At 52.3% G+C, this 17,616-nt stretch carries 15 protein-coding genes and 1 pseudogene; 6 read left to right on the forward strand and 10 right to left on the reverse strand.

The features are described from left to right. Nucleotides 1-94 precede the first annotated feature (94 nt). The 3 genes from B0W44_RS03470 to B0W44_RS03480 form a co-directional block, all read right to left on the reverse strand. Nucleotides 95-820, reverse strand: coding sequence for an ABC transporter permease (locus B0W44_RS03470; protein ID WP_077718790.1), 726 nt, complete (start codon nt 818-820; stop codon nt 95-97). After that, the gene (locus B0W44_RS03475) at nt 817-1,665 is read right to left on the reverse strand and encodes an ABC transporter ATP-binding protein (RefSeq protein ID WP_077718791.1); all 849 of its coding nucleotides are present in this window, start codon (nt 1,663-1,665) and stop codon (nt 817-819) included. Before B0W44_RS03475 ends, B0W44_RS03470 begins: the two co-directional genes overlap by 4 nt. A 133-nt stretch (nt 1,666-1,798) precedes the next feature. Further along, on the reverse strand, nt 1,799-2,860 hold the full coding sequence (locus tag B0W44_RS03480) for a LytTR family transcriptional regulator DNA-binding domain-containing protein (protein ID WP_077718792.1): 1,062 nt from the start codon (nt 2,858-2,860) through the stop codon (nt 1,799-1,801). Nucleotides 2,861-3,049: 189 nt separating this feature from the next. Between B0W44_RS03480 and B0W44_RS03485 the strand changes: the two genes are divergently transcribed. From B0W44_RS03485 to B0W44_RS03505, 5 genes are all read left to right on the forward strand, one after another. After that, nucleotides 3,050-4,543, forward strand: a complete 1,494-nt coding sequence (locus tag B0W44_RS03485; RefSeq protein WP_077718793.1) for a sensor histidine kinase — start codon at nt 3,050-3,052, stop codon at nt 4,541-4,543. Beyond that, nucleotides 4,518-6,107: a response regulator transcription factor gene (locus tag B0W44_RS03490; protein ID WP_077718794.1), complete on the forward strand. Its 1,590-nt coding sequence runs from the start codon at nt 4,518-4,520 to the stop codon at nt 6,105-6,107. The genes B0W44_RS03485 and B0W44_RS03490 overlap by 26 nt, the downstream gene beginning before the upstream one ends. Before the next feature lie 155 nt (nt 6,108-6,262). Further along, nucleotides 6,263-7,600 carry an ABC transporter substrate-binding protein gene (locus B0W44_RS03495; RefSeq protein ID WP_077718795.1) on the forward strand — a complete coding sequence of 446 codons (1,338 nt, stop codon included), beginning with the start codon at nt 6,263-6,265 and terminating at the stop codon, nt 7,598-7,600. 155 nt (nt 7,601-7,755) lie between these two features. Beyond that, a complete protein-coding gene (locus B0W44_RS03500; protein WP_077721236.1) occupies nt 7,756-8,673 on the forward strand; it encodes a carbohydrate ABC transporter permease in 918 nt (305 codons plus the stop codon). Next, a complete protein-coding gene (locus B0W44_RS03505; RefSeq protein ID WP_228441471.1) occupies nt 8,670-9,494 on the forward strand; it encodes a carbohydrate ABC transporter permease in 825 nt (274 codons plus the stop codon). Before B0W44_RS03500 ends, B0W44_RS03505 begins: the two co-directional genes overlap by 4 nt. Before the next feature lie 277 nt (nt 9,495-9,771). Here B0W44_RS03505 and yjjX read toward each other — a convergent pair whose 3' ends face one another. After that, nucleotides 9,772-10,308, reverse strand: a complete 537-nt coding sequence (gene yjjX, locus B0W44_RS03510; protein WP_077718796.1) for an inosine/xanthosine triphosphatase — start codon at nt 10,306-10,308, stop codon at nt 9,772-9,774. 215 nt (nt 10,309-10,523) lie between these two features. Between yjjX and B0W44_RS03515 the strand changes: the two genes are divergently transcribed. Beyond that, on the forward strand, nt 10,524-11,282 hold the full coding sequence (locus tag B0W44_RS03515) for a C40 family peptidase (protein ID WP_149026916.1): 759 nt from the start codon (nt 10,524-10,526) through the stop codon (nt 11,280-11,282). A gap of 73 nt (nt 11,283-11,355) precedes the next feature. Here B0W44_RS03515 and B0W44_RS03520 read toward each other — a convergent pair whose 3' ends face one another. The 6 genes and pseudogenes from B0W44_RS03520 to B0W44_RS03545 all read right to left on the reverse strand — a co-directional run bounded on the left by B0W44_RS03520 (nt 11,356) and on the right by B0W44_RS03545 (nt 17,590). After that, a complete protein-coding gene (locus tag B0W44_RS03520) occupies nt 11,356-11,736 on the reverse strand; it encodes a hypothetical protein (RefSeq protein WP_228441474.1) in 381 nt (126 codons plus the stop codon). Nucleotides 11,737-11,814: 78 nt separating this feature from the next. Then, nucleotides 11,815-13,514 (reverse strand): annotated as a pseudogene (locus B0W44_RS03525) (sodium:solute symporter family protein). Nucleotides 13,515-13,547: 33 nt separating this feature from the next. Continuing rightward, a complete protein-coding gene (locus B0W44_RS03530) occupies nt 13,548-13,820 on the reverse strand; it encodes a DUF4212 domain-containing protein (protein WP_228441477.1) in 273 nt (90 codons plus the stop codon). Nucleotides 13,821-14,001: 181 nt separating this feature from the next. Continuing rightward, nucleotides 14,002-15,783 (reverse strand): LytS/YhcK type 5TM receptor domain-containing protein, encoded by a 1,782-nt coding sequence (locus B0W44_RS03535; RefSeq protein WP_077718799.1) that lies wholly within the window; start codon nt 15,781-15,783, stop codon nt 14,002-14,004. A 2-nt stretch (nt 15,784-15,785) separates the two neighbouring features. Continuing rightward, nucleotides 15,786-17,312 (reverse strand): solute symporter family protein, encoded by a 1,527-nt coding sequence (locus tag B0W44_RS03540; RefSeq protein WP_077718800.1) that lies wholly within the window; start codon nt 17,310-17,312, stop codon nt 15,786-15,788. Continuing rightward, on the reverse strand, nt 17,312-17,590 hold the full coding sequence (locus B0W44_RS03545; protein ID WP_077718801.1) for a DUF485 domain-containing protein: 279 nt from the start codon (nt 17,588-17,590) through the stop codon (nt 17,312-17,314). The genes B0W44_RS03540 and B0W44_RS03545 overlap by 1 nt, the downstream gene beginning before the upstream one ends. Between the last annotated feature and the right edge of the window lie 26 nt (nt 17,591-17,616).

Raw genomic sequence — 17,616 nt, forward strand, 5'->3', positions numbered from 1 at the left:
TGTCGAGGGGAATGTCTTAAGACACTCCCCTCTCCCGCTACGCACTATGTCAGCGTGGGCGGGTGCTACTAGCCACACGGACAGCATGTTTTGTCTAGTCGAAGCGTTTTTTTCGATACACTAAGAAGCTGACAATGACCGCTCCCACCATCCAGATTCCAATGTTGAGCATATGCGCTTTGACATCGTTGAAGCTCCCTCCCTGGAACAACTGTTCCGAGCCATTCATGAAGTGCTGTGTCGGGAAGATATTGAGGACCGTCGTTAACCAGTCGATGTTGAGCATCGGACTGAAAATCGGTCCCATGAGAAAAAGGAACATGATGGGGAGTCCCGTAATGGACGTATCTTGCAGCGATTTGGAAATGAGGCCGATGACCGTTCCCAGTGCCACAAACACGATCACACTCAGGATGCTCATGGTGATAAACAGCAGCGGCGCTCCGATGGTTTGACCGGATACGGCGACACATCCGCCAATGGTCAAGAGAGTCAGCGCGAAAGATAGAACACTTTTTCCAAGCAGAACTTCAAAGCTTGTGGCGGGAGAAAGCATCAGAACCCTGAGCGTGTTTTTCTCTTTTTCCTCAGCGATCATCATCGCCTGAACGAACGCTCCCGTCATCGTCAGCGCCATTAAAACCGGCATGACAAGAAAGATGTAGGCTTCCCCCTCTTCGCCAGCATCGACTGGAATTTTACTGAACACAAAAGCAAAAATGACCGGCATCAACACCATAACTAACACTTGTGCATTTCGGAGAAAGTCTTTCCACTCTTTTTGCATAATCGCGCTCAGCCGTTTCCACGACAGCGTCATAACAGTTCCCTCCCTGTCAACGTTACAAATATGTCTCCTAACGTCGGTTCGTTTGAGTGAATTGCGCGCAGCCGTTCACTTACCATGCTGTCATACACCACTTGCGCTCCTTCTCTATTTTGGGGAACGGTCCTCGTTTCGCCATTGTCAAGATAAAGCGTCAAGGTGCGATCCGCATATTGCAGACGTAAGTTTTGCGGCGTATCGAGCGCCGAGATCGTTCCCTCGTTCAGGAAGGAGACGCGGTCGCACAAGTCTTCCGCTTCTTGCATGTTGTGGGTCGTCAGAAAGATCGTCGTGCCTGAATCGTTCAGACGCCGCAGCACCTTGTGAACGTGCTGGATGGTGACGGGGTCGAGAGAGGCAGTCGGTTCGTCTAAAAATAACAGCTCTGGCTGATGCAAGATGGCACGGGCCAAGGTGACACGTTGTTTCATGCCTTTAGACAGTTTTTTTACCGTTTTTCTCTTTTCTCCCAGAAGACCGACGTCTCGCAGGACACGTTCGATTTGGCCGTCGTCCACACCGTACAACTGGGCGAAAAGTTTTAAGTTGTCGTAAACCGTCAGCCGCTCGTACAAGCCGCTATTATCGGTGAGAATGCCGATTTTTCTGGCAAATGTTTGAGGATCGAGGGACTGTACATCTTGACCAAAAACAGAAACAGTGCCAGATGTGTGCCACAGTTGCGATGTCAAAATCTTAATCGTCGTTGTTTTACCTGACCCGCTCGGGCCGAGGAAACCAAAAATTTCGCCTTTTTTAACACGAAAGCTGATGCCTTTGAGTGCCGTTTTGTCCCCAAAGGACTTGACGAGATTGTCCACTTCAATGACGTGTTCCATCGTTTCACCTCTTTAGATGTTCTGTCTAGTACGCATTCATCGTACCCGAGACAGACACCCCTTGCATTACATTTGCGGTGAAAGGTGTTAAAAAGGAGCTAGATGGTGCACATATTGAAGTGAAATGACCAGGTTAGAAGCCTAACGTTTTTTTGAGTTCACTTAAGTTGCTTTTCGAGAGGGGAATGGAGCTTTTCTTTTGGTCGTCTAAAATGAGGCTGTAACTGCTGCGCGTCCACTTTACCACTTCGCGTACGCGTTGCAGATTGACGACGTAGGAGCGGTGACAGCGGTAAAACCCGTATCCATTCAGCCTAAATTCCAAATCGGACAGCGTCAGCGCACAGGGGAAACTTTCTCCCTTTACGTGAAGGTGAGACACCCCTTCTACACTTTCAACGAAGTCGATTTCGACCGGATCGAATAAAATGATTTTATCGCCCCATTTTGCCGGAACTTTTTCAAGGCGAACAGGTTGAATCATATCGGTGTCATGTCCACTGTCTAAGGTCGGTTCGTCTTTTTCTTTTACATCGTTCAGGCTGTCATCGTCTGCGTCGGACGTTTCGATTTTTTTCAATCCTTGTTCGTTTAGACGGTATACATCGCCCGTTATGGAAATAGCATCCTCCAAAAAAGGCGTGGTCAGCAGTACGGCTGTTCCACTGTCCGTCAAGTACTCGATGGTGCGGCGTATGATCGCGCGTGATTCCATGTCGACATTGTGTTCGGGGTCCTCCAAGAGGACAAGAGCGGGCCGGTGAATGATGCACCTGGCGAGGTGCAGGCGCCTTTTTTCCGAGAAGGTCAGGCGTGAACAACGCGTCCCTTCTTTGTCACGCAACCCCACCTGTTGAATCACATCGTCGAGGGGCGTGTTCACTCCGTATAAACGCTTGAAGAATGAGAGGTATTCCTTCACTTTCAGCCGCCCGTATGAACGGTCATCCAAAAACAACACGCCGACTTGCTTCATCAAATTTTTACTGTTTTCGGAAAGCAAGTGCCCTTGCAACACGATACGACCCTCAGATGGAGGAGCCCATCCTGCCAACAGGTGAAGTAATGCTTTTCCGATCTCGTGCCTGCACCAGATCGCGACACATTGCCGTTCGTGGATTTGTAAATCTACTGGAGGAAGCAGTGTGGAATTGCCTTCGGTTTTTGTTAATTGTTGAATGTCTAAAACAGCCATTGTCTACTCCAAACGGAAAAAAATTTATAAGAACAGCCATATTATAACAACTTACCGGACGGTTTGTATACGGTGTTTATTTTTTGACCCGGTGCGTCGCGTTCACACCATGGCAGGAATCCAGCCGGTCCATAGCGAAGTTCGATTGGAGAAGACGACGAGGATGTATGCGTAGAGAGGGGAAGAGGCGTGACGAAAATTCAGAACAAGTTAATGCTGTACATGGTGTTTTTAATCGTCTTAATGAGTGCGGTTTCATTTTGGATTTACGTGAGCAGCCAGAAGTCCATCCAACAGTACGACGATATTTTGCAGCGCTTTTTGGTGCTCAATGAAATTTCTCAACGAACGCGCGTATTAAACGACTCTCTGGGCCAGTATACGCTGCATCCGTCCGACGATTACGTGACCGTGTACGAACAGAATAAAACGTTGTTGTTGGATCAGCGGGAACGGTTGCTGGAAGTCATCCACAATCCGGAAAACCGCTACTTGTTAAAAAATTACTACCACATGATTGCCTACATGACGCGCAACATGGACAAAGCGTTCGATTTGCTGTCAAAAGGAGATTTTCAGCAGTATGCGTACCAGCGCAGTGAAATCGAACAAATGTCCGCGTGGGTGACAGATACGACGTTGGAACTCATTCACATGGAATTGACGAACTACCGTGAATTTTTCAGCGATGTCATCGCCCGCAACCGCTATTACCATACGATGGGGGCCGGAGCATCCGCGTTGTTCCTCGTGTTGAGCATCGTGTTTACGTACTTTTTTTCCAACGGCATCACACGGCCCATTCGCAGGCTTGCCTTGCAGTCGAGGCAGATCTCCCAGGGCCACTTTAACAGTCCCCCCGTGCCGGTGACGACGAGGGACGAGATCGGCCTTTTAACGGAGACGTTTAATACGATGAAAAACAGCATTCAAGCTTTCGTGGAAGAGATGAAGGAAAAAGCAGTGCTTGAGCGCAAACTGCAGGAGCAGACGATCAAAGGGTTAAAAATGGACCGCCTGTTAAAGGAAATGGAATTGAAAACGCTGCAAAACCAGATCAATCCTCACTTTTTGTTTAACACGTTAAACACGCTTTCCAAAATGGCCTACATGGAAGGAGCAGACAAAACAGGAGATTTGACCGTGACGGTTTCCAAGTTGTTTCGTTACAATTTAAAACAGACGGACACAGCGGTCACGCTGGCAGACGAACTGGACCACGTCCGGGATTACGTCCAGATCCAAAAGGCACGCTTCGGCGATCGGTTCTCGTTTGAACTCCACGTCGAGGATGGCTGCATCCGACAAAAGATACCGTGTTTGACGATTCAACCCATCATCGAAAATGCCTTCCATCATGGAATTGATTCCCTTACCCGGGAAGCGGTGATTCGGTTAAATGTCTACACAAAGGGAGAGTACGTCGTCATTGAAGTGACGGACAACGGAGTGGGGATGGACGAGGGGACGCTGTCGAATCTCCGCCAAGGGACGAACCCCTCTTCTCGAGACACGACGGGAATCGGCGTAAGCAATGTCGTGCAGCGGTTACGCCTTTACTACGGATGTGAGCATGTGATGGACATCCAGTCCCGCAAAGGGGAAGGCACGACCGTTCGACTGTGGCTTCCGGCAGGAAAAGGAAAGGAGGGGCAACATGTACAAACTGTTAATAGCCGATGACGAGCAGATCGAGCGAAGCGGCCTCAGAATGATGGTAGAGCGGTCGCACCCTGCCGTCGAAGTCGTGGGGGAAGCCGCCAATGGGCGGGAAGCCGTGGAGGCAGTGGAGCGGCACCATCCGGACATCGTCACCATGGATATTAAAATGCCCGGCATCGACGGCTTGCAGGCGTCCCGTGAAATTTTAAAGCGGCACCCGTCGACGAAAATCGTCATTTTATCGGCTTACGATACGTTTGCTTACGCCCAAGAGGCGATACAGCTGGGGATTAAAGATTATGTGTTAAAACCGTACAAGAAGGAAGAGATCGCCAAAGTTTTGAACCGAATCGTGCACATCATCGAAAAAGAAAGGACTGAACAAGCGGAGAAGTTGGCGCTTACTGAACGTTACCACACCATCCTCCCCCTGGCCGAAACCGAGTGGATGGCGACGGTTATTTTTGGGCACGTGCACGAAGTCTCAGAACGAGAGCTGAGCCGTCTGCTCAATATTCACGAAACAGGCGGAGGGTACATCCTGTTGCTCCGCGTCTGGCGAAAAGATCACGCCCCCGTTTGCGCTGAACATCGAGAGAAAATGTACACGATGGTGAAAAAGCAGTTGAAACAACTGGCAGTCTGCCTCGTCGGGCCGCTGATCGGCCAACAAATACCGATTGCCGTGTTTGAAAGTGAAAAGAAGACAGAGGGCTTGTCCCACCGGAGCAAAGCGATGCAGTTGTTCCGGACATTTTCCCGCCGCCTACAGACGCAAAGGATCGACTCGAACCTTTGTTACGCTGGAGGGGTTGGACGTTTCGTCGAAAATGTGCAATCGATGCGTTACTCTTACCAGGAGGCGCTGTTAGCGCTGCGCCGTATCCACCGGCACCAACAACTGTGTTTTTACGAAGATGTCGAGCGGTCAAAACCGGGCACGGGCCAATGGCTGTTGCACAAAGAAAAACAGCTGCTGGAAGCTGTACGGCAAGGTGACACAGAAACGGGAGTGCGCCTGTTTGACGAGTTTTTCGACCGCGTTGTGGAGTTCACCGGACACAGCGTTGAAGACATCCGCCGTTACCTGTCGGAACTGTTCGTCGTGTTGTTGCGCGTAAGCGGCGATGTCGGTACTCCCGACGGTACGTACACGCGATTCGATGCGTTCTCCGCTGTGGAAGAGATGCGGGAGACGGCCATCCTCCGCCTGCGACAAATCGTGCACACGGTGAAGGACCGGTTGGAACAGCAGCATCAAAGTTATTTTGACAAAGCGAAAGCGTATTTGGACGACCACTTTCAAGGCAACGTGACGTTGGAAGCGGTTGCCGGACACGTCGGACTGAGTACGTATTACTTCAGTAAACTGTTCAAAGAGCGAGCCGGTGTCACGTTTATCGACTATCTCACGCAACTTCGCGTCGAAAAAGCGAAACACCTATTATTAACGTCTGATCAAAGCTTAAAAGAGATCTGTTTTGAAGTCGGGTACCGGGACCCGAACTACTTCAGCCGCGTTTTCAAAAAAACGACTGGCGTAACACCCTCCGCTTTTCGGCGCCAGGGGCACAAAAAAGTATAGAACATCGCAACAAAATGCTAGACTTTTCTGCAAGGTAACAAGATCAGACAGAAAAAGACAATAAAGTGAAGGCATTAAGAACACTCATGATGGCCAGTCTTTTGTAAGGTTGTAATGAAAGCCTATACACTCAGAAAAAGGGAGGGACTACTGCCATGAAGCGTCACAAGGGGATGACGTGGCTGGCCCTGTTTTTTGCGTTTGCACTTGTGCTCGCCGCCTGTAGCTCCGGTGAAACGGGAGGTGAGGAAGGTGGCGGCACCGAAGAAAGTAATGGGCAAGAGACAGAAGGAAGCGAAAGCACTGAATCAAGTGGGTCTGTCGAAATTTTCAGCTGGTGGACGGGAGCCGGTGAAGAGGCCGGATTGCTGGCGTTGATCGATTTGTTCCAGGAGCAGCATCCAGAGATCGAGGTCGTCAACGCCGCGGTGGCCGGAGGAGCCGGAACAAATGCGAAGGCTGTTCTGGCCAGCCGCATGCAGGCCGACGACCCGCCGGGGACGTTCCAAGTTCACGGTGGTTCCGAATTGAATGACGGCTGGGTTGCCGCCGACAAAATGGAGCCACTTAACGACCTTTTCGAAGCAGAAGGGTGGATGGACAAATTTCCGCAAGACTTGATTGACCTCGTCAGCAAAGACGGCAACATTTACTCGGTTCCTGTCAACATTCACCGCGGCAATGTAATTTTTTACAACACAAAAGTGTTTGAAGAAAACGGGTTGGAACCTCCGACGACGTTTGACGAATTTTTTGCCGTGGCGGAAGAGTTGAAGAAAGCCGGTGTGACTCCCCTTTCCCTCGGGGATAAAGAACCGTGGACCGCGACGCAAATTCTTGAAAATGTCGCACTGGGGGTTCTCGGCCCGGACAAATACAACCAACTGTGGTCAGGCGAACTGAAATTTGACAGCCCGGAATTTCGGGAAGCGGTGGACATTTTCAACAAGATGTTGACGTACATCAATGAAGACCACGCAGCCCGAAATTGGCAGGACGCGGCACAGCTCGTCGCCGACGGGGAAGCGGGAATGAACATAATGGGCGACTGGGCGAAAGGGTACTTCACGACTGATCTAGAACTGACGGCGAACGAAGACTTCGGCTGGATCGAAACGCCGGAAACGGACGGGGAGTTCATGGTCATCACGGACACGTTCGGATTGCCGAAAAACGTCGAAAATCCCGATGCCGTCAAACAATTTTTGTCGTTCCTCGGATCGGTCGAAGCGCAAGACACGTTCAATCCGCTGAAAGGGTCGATTCCAGCTAGAATCGACGCAGATCCTTCCAAATACGACGAGTACGGACAGGAGACGATGGAGGACTTTAAAGACAGTGTCTTGACGCCGAGCCTAGCCCACGGTTCGGCTGCACCTGAAGGATTTTTGACGCAGGCGAACCAGGCGGTCAACGTGTTCGTCACGCAAGGGGATGTGGATCAGCTGATACAGTCGCTGGAAGATGCAGCAAGCGCCCACAATATGCGCTAAATACGGAAACGCGGCAGGAACGCTGCTGCGTTTTCGTCCTAGATCGCGCCGGGTTTGAACACAATTTGTTACCGTTTCCGCAAGGACTCCTCTCTACTTTTGGACCGATTTGCGGTTTACGGCGAGAAACGGAAGAGGTGGTGACAGGCCAACAGATGAAATCGTCGTCAGAGAAGTATCTGCCGCTTTTGTTTTTGGCGCCTTCCGTTCTGGCTGTTGCGGTTTTTGTTTACGGGTTTATCAGTTGGACCGGTTACGTGTCCCTCAGCAACTGGAGGTCCCTCGTGCCGGATGTTTCCTTCGCCGGATTTCACAATTACGTGACCCTTTTTCAGGACTTCCGGTTTCAATCGGACTTGCGCAATACGTTGGTCTTTACCGTCTTGTTCATTTTGGGCACCCTTGGGTTAGGTTTTCTGCTGGCGGTCCTCATTGATCAAAAACTGCGGTTCGAGTCTTTTTTTCGGAACGTGTTTTTGTTTCCAATGGCGCTGTCATTCGTCGTGACGGGGGTCGTGTGGCAGTGGGTATTGAACCCGAGCAGCGGGGTCAATCTGTTGCTGCAAAAGATGGGTGTTGACAACGTGCCCAAATGGTATACAGATACGACCATCGCCTTCGGTATTCCCCTAGGAGAGATCGAGTTCGGGATACCGCTGGCTATCATCGCCGTCATTTTGGCCGCAGTATGGCAAATGACGGGATTTTCGCTGGCGATGTATCTGGCCGGCTTGCGGGCCATTCCCGAAGAACTGCGCGAAGCCGCCCGCGTGGACGGGGCGTCAGAATCCCAGATATACCGCAAAATCGTGTTTCCGATGCTCATGCCTATCACGATAAGTATTTCGATCATGATGGCGCACATTTCGCTCAAAATTTTCGATCTCATCTACGCTATGACCGGGCCAGGCAGCAACTTTGTCACGGATGTCCCGGGAGTGTACATGTTTGAGACGACCTTTCGGGCGAATAACTACGCCAACGGCGCCGCAATCGCCATGATCATGCTCTTCATGGTGGCCCTGTTTATGGTGCCGTACTTGATCTCCAACCGGAAGGGGGATGCCCGGTGAGGCTTGCACGCGGATTGAAGCGGGGGGCGGTGTACGCTGTTCTCACCGTTTTCGCTGTCGCCTTCTTGACCCCCGTCTATGTGATGGTGGTGACGAGCTTTAAACCGCCGTCTGCAGCGTCCCTGGACGCCATGTGGCAACTGCCTGACACGCTGTCGTGGGAAGGGTACCGCATCGCCCTGGAAAAGCTATTGCCCAGCTTCCTCAACAGTGTGTACCTGGCGGTGCCGGCCACGCTTCTCTCGGCTCTACTCGGATCTCTGAACGGATACGTTCTCTCGAAGTGGAAATTTAAGGGATCGGAATGGCTGTTTACGGCCATGTTGTTCGGGATGTTCATTCCGTACCAGAGTATTTTAATTCCGCTCTTGCAGTTTTTGCAGAGTATCGGGCTGTACAACACCATTCCGGGCTTGATCCTCGTCCACGTCGTCTACGGCATTCCGATCACGACACTCATATTCCGCAATTTTTATGCGCAAATTCCGGATGAACTGTTGGAAGCGGGGAAAATAGACGGTACCGGTTTTATAGGGATCTACCGTTCTATCGTGTTACCACTCTCTGTCCCCGGGTTTGTCGTCGTCTGCATCTGGCAGTTTACAAACATTTGGAACGAGTTTCTGTTTGCGGTGACCATTACGAGCGTCGGGTCTCAACCGGTTATGGTCGCCTTGCAAAACTTGTCCGGCAGCCAAATCGTTCAGTGGAACGTCCAAATGGCGGCAGCCCTCCTGGCCGCCTTGCCCACGCTCATCGTGTACATCTTACTGGGCAAGTATTTCATCCGCGGGTTGCTGGCCGGTTCGGTGAAAGGGTGAGGGACGTTTGACGATTGGCTCGTTTGGTTACATCGGAATGGATGTGACGAGAATGTAGCCACCTACGGAATCGTATCCCTGGCCGACAACTTCCTGAAATTGGCAGGTATCCGTCGGCTGCTGTAAGAGGGGGATTCGTTAGATGCAAGTCAGGCGAAGGAAATGGTTCATTTTCCTGCGCCTGATTCAATTTAGGGGCTTTTGAGGCAACTCCCTTTCGCCACGTCGTATGCTTTTCACCGCTTTGGCTCGATAGCGGTTATGCCGCTTGAGCGACTTACGTTCCGACGTAAAACTGCGGATTTGAAAACCGGGCGAAGGCACAAATGACCACATCGCGAAACATGGTAACGCGCGTAATGCGATGATTGGTCAACACACCGATTGCCCCCTCCCTCTTTTTGATGTCGTGCCCGCCGGCCCATCGGTCCATAACCGGACCGAGTTCTCTCCCCTCCCGTAACTCCTGGGCGATGGTATCCGGGAGTTGAACTCTGTGTCCGCCGCCGATGCCGACGACCCCGTCTTTGCTCACGACAGCCCCCCAATTGCACACGAATAGGCCGTATGGGGTCTCCACCACCCCTCCTTCCAGACCGATACCAAAGTCGACCACTTCCCCGTCCTGGGCGTTCAAACTGTTTTCTGCCCGGTGGATGGCGCCTTCAATCGTCTCTTCATCTGTAAACGGTTGTGCGGAGACGCCAGTCTCCACGTCCACCCCGGTTATGTTCGCTTCCAGCCCCATTTTTTCGAACGCAGTATGTACCGCTTCGATTTTGGCCGGATTGTGGGACCCGACTACTACACGCATACACCATTCCTCCTGCTCGTGTGGGCGACAATCGCGTCGTGAATGTACCACAATTCATTGACAACGATAGTTTTACTGGAAAAGTTACCGAAAAATGACTGGAAATTATCTGGTAACATTTACATCGCCCACGGCTCTTGTCTTCATGTTACCATGTACAATGTCTCGGTGCAGGTTCAACCGAAGCAACATTGAGAGGAGAAGGAGGAAGAGACATGTTTCGCAAAAAAAGATACAAAAAGGTGATGCTCCTATCGCTTGCCTTCGCACTTGCCATAAGTTCATTCTCTCTGTTAAGTGGACAAGCTGAGGCTGCAAGTGCGATGGACCTATTCAAACGTGTGTACAAGCAAGCGACAGGGGCCGAATTTAACGGCTTTCACTCGGGGTCAAAAACGAAGCAACCGGTGCAACCTCAACCCGTCGAGGTGAGCCAACCGGATCCGGTGGAAACGCCTCAGCCAGAACTGCCGGAAACTGGATCTGACGAATTGCCGCCATCTGAGCCTGTACAGCCGGAACCGGTGCAACCGGTAAACCCTCAACCTGTCGAGTCTCAACCTGATCCTGAACAGGAAACGGAAGCCGGCCATTCGAGTGTCGCGGACAAGATCATCAAAACAGGGGAAAAATATTTGGGAACACCGTACAAGTACGGAGCCCCTTATGGGCAGACGAACACGTTTGATTGTTCGTCCTTCACGAAAACCGTGTTTGCTGAAAATGGGATCACGTTGCCGCGCAGTTCTCGACAGCAAGCACAGGTTGGAACGCCTGTTTCCAAAAACAATTTGCAAAAGGGCGATCTGATCTTTACCAGTACGAGCTACTCCAGCAACATCTCCCATGTGGCTATCTACGCTGGAAACGGAAAAGTGTTACACACGTACGGTCCAGGCGGCGTGCGTTACGACACCTTTAAGGGCAGCTGGTTGGACCGGGCGTTCATTACCGCACGCCGGGTCATTGACTGATGTGACGCAAGACTTGTGCAAGTGTGTTCACCCCTTCAGCAGGAAAGGATTTCTGCTGAAGGGGTGTTTCTCTTTACGACTCTATGTGCGCCCGCTTGATGTGACTGGAGCCGAACCAGGCGGCAAAGGCAAAGATGAGGTAAATCGCCTGAGTCGCTTGCGGACCTTGCAACAAAACCTGTATGCCGATCCCCAAGCCTAAAGCCGGGATGACCAACAAAGCCGTGCGCAACACGCGTTCGATGCCTGTTTGCGGAGAAATGGGCCACACCTTTGCAAACAGTATTCCGAGCGCGACACCCAACCCTGATACAGTGAAGAGGTGCAAAATGACGGTCGGCGTTGGAAACGGCCAACCTGCGGCATAGTGACCCGTGAGGTAGAACAACTCCAAAAATAAGGTAATGCCCAACACTTTGCGGAAAGCCCGTACATCCAGTCGGGGGTGGATCAAGTACAGACCTAAAGTGAGGCCAGCATAGACGAATGCTCCTGTCAGTGGAACCCCTCCTCTCTCAGCCAGCCGTTCCCTTTATGACTTGGAACTTGCCACCTCGTCCAAAACCTCGACCTCAGGTGCCCGCACGTGTTCGACCAGTTGCTGGATTTCTGCCGGCGGTGCTGCCGTGTTTCGGGACACGACCAAAGAGACGACAAAATTTAACACTGCGCCGACGACGCCGACCCCTTGTGCGTTGATGCCGAAGAAACTGTCTAAAATCGGCGCTTCCGTCCCGAGGATAGCGTCAGACCGTATCAGCACGATCATGGTCAACGTAAAGACGAGCCCGGTCAGAATACCTGACACGGCCCCTTCTTTGTTCATTCGCTTGTCAAAGATACCGAGGAGAATCGCTGGAAATAAGCTGGCCGCTGCCAAACCGAAGGCGAGGGCGACGACCTCCCCTGCGAACCCAGGGGGTCTGATGCCGACGTACGCTGCGATCAAGAGGGCGACAAACATCGCAATCCGCCCCATGCGCAACCTCTGCCGTTCGGTGGCGTCTTTTTGAAGATGCGGTAGTAAATGTCGTGGGACGCGGCGCTGGACATCGTGATCAAGAGCCCCGAAGCCGTTGACAGAGCTGCCGCCATACCGCCGGCGGCTACGAGCGCGATCACAAAGGGAGCCAAATTGGCCACTTCCGGTGTGGACAGGACAATGATGTCTTGATCGATGACCACTTCATTGCTGTCATCGCCAGTGAAGTTGACGATCCCGTCCCCGTTTTTGTCGTCGAACTGGAGTAAACCGGTCGTCTCCCACTTGTCGACCCATTCAATCTGGCGCACTTCTTCCAACGGTTTGTCGGCAATGTGGTCAATGAGATTGTACTTGGCGAATACGCCAACAGCAGGTGCCGTCGTGTAAAGGAGGGCGATGAAGATAATGGCCCACAGAGCGGACCACCGCGCCGCGCTCACGCTTTTCACCGTGTAGAAGCGGACGATGACGTGGGGCAGACCGGCTGTCCCGACCATCAAAGCGAGCGTCACGGCGAAGACGTTCAACATGGACAGTTCCGTAAACGGCGCCATGTACTCAGACATCCCCAGCTCGACCTGTATGTGTCCCAGGCGCTCTGCGAGGTCGCTGCCGACAAGGGCCAGTTGTGGAACCGGATTGTCCGTCAGCTGAAAGGCGATGGCGCACGCCGGGATAATAAAGGCGATTATCAACACGAAATACTGTACCGCCTGGGTCCACGTAACGCCTTTCATCCCCCCTAAAATGGCGAAAAATCCGACAATCACCATTCCGATGATGACGCCGGCGACGATGTCCACCTGTAAGTACCGGCTGAACACAATGCCGACGCCGCGCATTTGACCTGAAATGTAGGTCAACGAAATAAAGATGGTGGCGACAGCCGCTACTGCCCGCGCTGCGCTGGAATAGTAGCGGTCGCCGATAAAGTCCGGCACGGTGAACTTTCCGAATTTTCGCAAATAGGGAGCGAGCAAAAGGGCCAGAAGCACATAGCCTCCCGTCCACCCCATGAGGTAAATCGTTCCGTCGAAACCTAAAAACGCCACAAGGCCGGCCATGGAGATAAACGACGCCGCCGACATCCAATCGGCGGCAATGGCCGCGCCGTTGGCCACCGTCGGCACTTCTTTGCCTGCCACGTAAAAGTTGGACGTATCCCGCACCCGTGTCCACCAGCCGATGCCGGTATACACGGCGAACGTCACGAGGACCAACATGATCGTCAGTGCTTCAGTACTCACTTTAACCCCTCTCTTCTCTCCAGTTTCAAAAGTTTATCTGTCTTCCATCACGTCCCGGATGTACGCTTGATCCAGCTGTTCCATGCGGATGGCGTAGAAGAGGATCAAGAGAATAAAGACGATGATGGCCCCCTGTTGGGCGATCCAGAACGAAAGGGACACGCCAAAAAACTTCACACGACTGAGTGGCTCAGCGAACAAAATGCCGCCGCCGATAGAGATGAGGGCCCAAATGGTCAACAGATTACGGATGAGGGATAAGTTTTTTTTCCAGTAGCTCGTTTGTTTTTCGTCGAGAGTTTGCACCGGTGACACCTCCTCCTCCCTTTTGAATATAAAAGCGCTTGCAATTCTAGTATTCATAGTAATAGATTGTTTCCGAAAGTTACAAAAATTCGTCCAAACGGTCGTTTTTCAGACATCAACTGCACGATTTTCGGTTTGAATGGACATTAACCGCGTCTCAATGGAAAAGCGGCATACGCGTTCAGCCGGGGGAGGATGAACTGGAAGTTGCATCGCGATGTTCGTGCCGGATCGGAATGCTAAACGAAACGGAACACCCGCCGGAGGGGAGATTGTGAAAGTGCAACTGTGCCGATTCGCCGAACATTCCCACTAATCGTTGATTCACGTTGTACAGGCCGATGCCGTTTCCTTTTTGGCTCGGTAAAGGGATCTTCCCCAGCCTGTCCAAGAGGTGTTCGGGGAAACCGTCGCCACTGTCCCGAATCTCAAAGTAAATGCGTTCTCCTTCCTTTTTCACACGTATGCTGAGTTTGCCACTTTTGGCCCGTTTCAGACCGTGTTGCAAGCTGTTTTCTGCAAGGGGCTGTAACGTAAACGGAGGGATGTCAGCGTCGCTGATTCTGTCGTCCACGTCGTACTCGATCGCAATGCGATGGGAGAAGCGGACTTTCACAATTTCCAAGTACGCGAAAAAGTGTTCGAGTTCTTGCTCCAACTGAATGAGGAGGCGAGACGTCGATTTCAAATTGGCGCGAATGAAGCGCCCTAACTGGACCGTGATGTGGCGGGCCAGTGACGTGTCGACTCGAATTAACACCTGAATGAGATGGAGGGTGTTAAACAAGAAATGTGGGTTGATCTGCGCTTGCAAGTTTCGCATTTCCGCCTCCCTGAGGAGCGATTTCATTTCCTCTGCTGCTACGACATCCAATTGATGGGAGAAGAGTTTTGCCAGTCCTTCGGCGCGCACGATGTCTACCTTGCGTATTTGTTGCGGGCGGCGGTAGTACAATTTGATCAGTCCGATGATTTCTCCGGACTGGCTAATGGGCAGAATGATGCCCGCTTGCAGCGGGCACCCGTTGTGCTGGCATTGAATGTGTTCCGGCGTGTAGGCGATTTGCATCTCTTTTTCTTTCAGCGCCTTTTGCGAGAGACGGGTTTTTAACGATTCGCCCGGACGGTGATGGTCATTGCCGAGGCCGATGTGCGCCAGTACGTGCTCCGTATTCGAAATGGAGACGGCCGCGGCCGCCGTCTTTAATTCATCGTACAGGAGACGGGCGATTTTGGTGGCGGTGTCCCGGTGAAGGCCTTGCCGCAAGTGGGGGAGGGCTTGTTCCGTAATGTGGAGGGCCCGCTCTGTTTCCAGTGCCGTTTCCTTCTCCTGTTCGTGTAGCGCGACGCGGATCATAGTGGTGAATATAGCGATGGCGACACTGTTGGTAATCACCAGTGGAATACCAACTGTATTCACGAGGGCGACCGTCTGGTCAGGCGACTCAGTGAACGCGAGCAGCAAACAGACGTGAAAGATCGGGGCGAACATGCCGATGAACAGCGCTTTCGCCGGTGCGATGACGCGCTCGTTAGAAAAAAAGCGTGCCGTTAACCCGGCGAACAAACCTGTCAAGACCGAAGCGAGCATATCAGCGATAACCGTGTCACTGCTCAAAAAGTAGAAGTACACGGCCGTCACACATCCTGCTCCCAAGCCGACGTAAGACCCGCCCAACAGACCGGCGATGACGATGGCCACCAGATGTGATCCGATTAACGTTTCTCCTCGTTCCAACGTCGTCACCCAAAACCGGGACGCGATTTCCCCGTCGTGGAACACGATGCCGGCCTGAGCGCCGACAATGCCAAATGCACCGAAGATCGCGGCGTGATAGATGACTGTTTTCAAACCGAGTTCTCTGTCAAGCAGGTGACGAAAAGTCGGGATGCGGGTCAACATAAAGGCTACGACGAGGAGAAGGCCGGTGCGTTCAAACAGAACGAGCGTGATGGAGACCATGGTCACCTTCCTCCCTTGTCATTCGCCTTTTTTGAAAGCGACTTGCCGGTTTGCGATAAGAACCAGAATCGCTGAAAATGCCGGTCGTCAGTGGTTTTCCCGGCGATGAGCGTTCCGACGGCCGCACCGAGAAAACCGGAGGGGATAGCGATAATACCGGGATTGGAGAGGGGAATGACGTTGAGCACGTACGGCCCTGTCACGACGAGGAGTAAGGAAGTGGCTAAACCTGCAACTGTCCCGCTCACAACCCCAATCGAGTTAAAGCGTTTCCAATAAAACGTCAGCAGTAAAATCGGCAAGTTGGTGGAAGCGGAGACGACAAACACCAACGAGACGAGAATAGCGACATTAAAACCTTCCAGCTTCAAAGAAAGGAGGATAGACGTAAACCCGACGGTGGCAGCCGTCATTTTGGCCACTCGCAGTTGTTCGCGCTCCGTCGCCCGCCCCTTGCGGAGGATATGGTTGTAGACGTCGTGGCTGAAGGATGACGTGGCAGCAATGAGTAGTCCCGTGACGACAGACAGGATGGTACTGAAGGCCACCGCCGTGATGAAAGCCGTGAGGAAATCGCCTCCCAGCTCGCGAGCGAGGAGCAAGGCGGCGATATTGCCTGCAGTGTCCACGGTGTACAGCTCGTCCCATCCGACAAGTGCCACGGCACTAAATCCGAGAACTAGGGTAATGACGTAAAAGAGGCCGATGATCCATGTGGCGGTGACGACCGAACGGCGGACGGCTGGTGTGTCTTGAACGGTAAAAAAACGTATGAGAATGTGAGGGAGCCCTGCGGTTCCGAGAACGAGCGTCAAACTGAGGGAGAAGGCTTCCACCGGATCGGCGAACAAGTGCCCCGGATAAAAAAACTGCTCCTTAAACGGTGAGGCCGCACTCACCTCGTGCAACAGACGTGAAATGCTCCAGTTAAAGCGGGATAACGCAATGACCATGAGCAAAAACGTTCCGGACATGAGTAAGACGGTCTTGACGATTTGTACCCACGATGTGGCGATCATCCCGCCGAAAACGACGTAGATCGTCATCAGGCTGCCGATGATGATGACCGACGCCGTGTAGTCGACTCCGAGGAGCAAGTGGATTAACAGACCGGATGCGACCAGTTGGGGAATAATGTACAAAATCGTGATGATCAGCGTACAAAGGGAGACGGTCAAGCGCATGTGTTTTCCGGGGAAGCGCGTTTCAATGACGTCCCCCAGTGTAAACATCCCGAGGCGGCGCACCGGTTCAGCGATGGCGAGCAAGAGGGGAATGTATGAAACGAGAAAGCCGATGGAGTATATGAATCCGTCAAACCCTTGCAAGGCGATGGCACCCGTCGTCCCCAGAAAAGACGCGGCGCTAATGTAGTCGCCAGCTATCGCCATCCCGTTCTGAAAGCCGGTTAAATTGCCGGCGGCGGAGTAGTACTGGTGTGTCGTCGTCCCTCTTTTGGCCGCCCAATGGGTGATGATGAGTGTGCCAGTCAAGATGGCTAGAAAAAAAATAAAGTACGTCGCATTCATCAAGTGTGCTCTCCGTCAAACTCGTGCTCGATTTCGTCGTCGAACCGCTTCCCTTTGTACAAGTAGAAAGAACAGACGCCCCACGTTATTGCAAATTGGGCAAATGACAGTATCCAGCCCAAGTGAAAGTGGTGGTAGATGGAGATGTGCACCGCCTGTGGGAAAAAAGCGATCGTAAGCGGCAGACACAAGTAACAGCCGATACTGCACAAGACGACGGACGTCGTAAACCGCATTTTTTTAGCGATGGCGCGCTTGACTCGTTCAGTCTTGTCCACAGTGATCACCCAGCCCAATTATACTA

This window comes from Novibacillus thermophilus (assembly GCF_002005165.1).
Taxonomy (GTDB): domain Bacteria; phylum Bacillota; class Bacilli; order Thermoactinomycetales; family Novibacillaceae; genus Novibacillus; species Novibacillus thermophilus.

Bases quoted from the DNA above. Each gene is read 5' to 3' on its own strand.
- B0W44_RS03480 (WP_077718792.1), bottom strand. From the start codon at position 2,860: ATGGCTGTTTTAGACATTCAACAATTAACAAAAACCGAAGGCAATTCC.
- B0W44_RS03540 (WP_077718800.1), bottom strand. From the start codon at position 17,312: ATGAATGCGACGTACTTTATTTTTTTTCTAGCCATCTTGACTGGCACA.
- B0W44_RS03500 (WP_077721236.1), top strand. From the start codon at position 7,756: ATGAAATCGTCGTCAGAGAAGTATCTGCCGCTTTTGTTTTTGGCGCCT.
- B0W44_RS03535 (WP_077718799.1), bottom strand. From the start codon at position 15,783: ATGGTCTCCATCACGCTCGTTCTGTTTGAACGCACCGGCCTTCTCCTC.
- B0W44_RS03475 (WP_077718791.1), bottom strand. From the start codon at position 1,665: ATGGAACACGTCATTGAAGTGGACAATCTCGTCAAGTCCTTTGGGGAC.
- B0W44_RS03495 (WP_077718795.1), top strand. From the start codon at position 6,263: ATGAAGCGTCACAAGGGGATGACGTGGCTGGCCCTGTTTTTTGCGTTT.
- yjjX (WP_077718796.1), bottom strand. From the start codon at position 10,308: ATGCGTGTAGTAGTCGGGTCCCACAATCCGGCCAAAATCGAAGCGGTA.
- B0W44_RS03515 (WP_149026916.1), top strand. From the start codon at position 10,524: ATGTTTCGCAAAAAAAGATACAAAAAGGTGATGCTCCTATCGCTTGCC.
- B0W44_RS03490 (WP_077718794.1), top strand. From the start codon at position 4,518: ATGTACAAACTGTTAATAGCCGATGACGAGCAGATCGAGCGAAGCGGC.
- B0W44_RS03470 (WP_077718790.1), bottom strand. From the start codon at position 820: ATGACGCTGTCGTGGAAACGGCTGAGCGCGATTATGCAAAAAGAGTGG.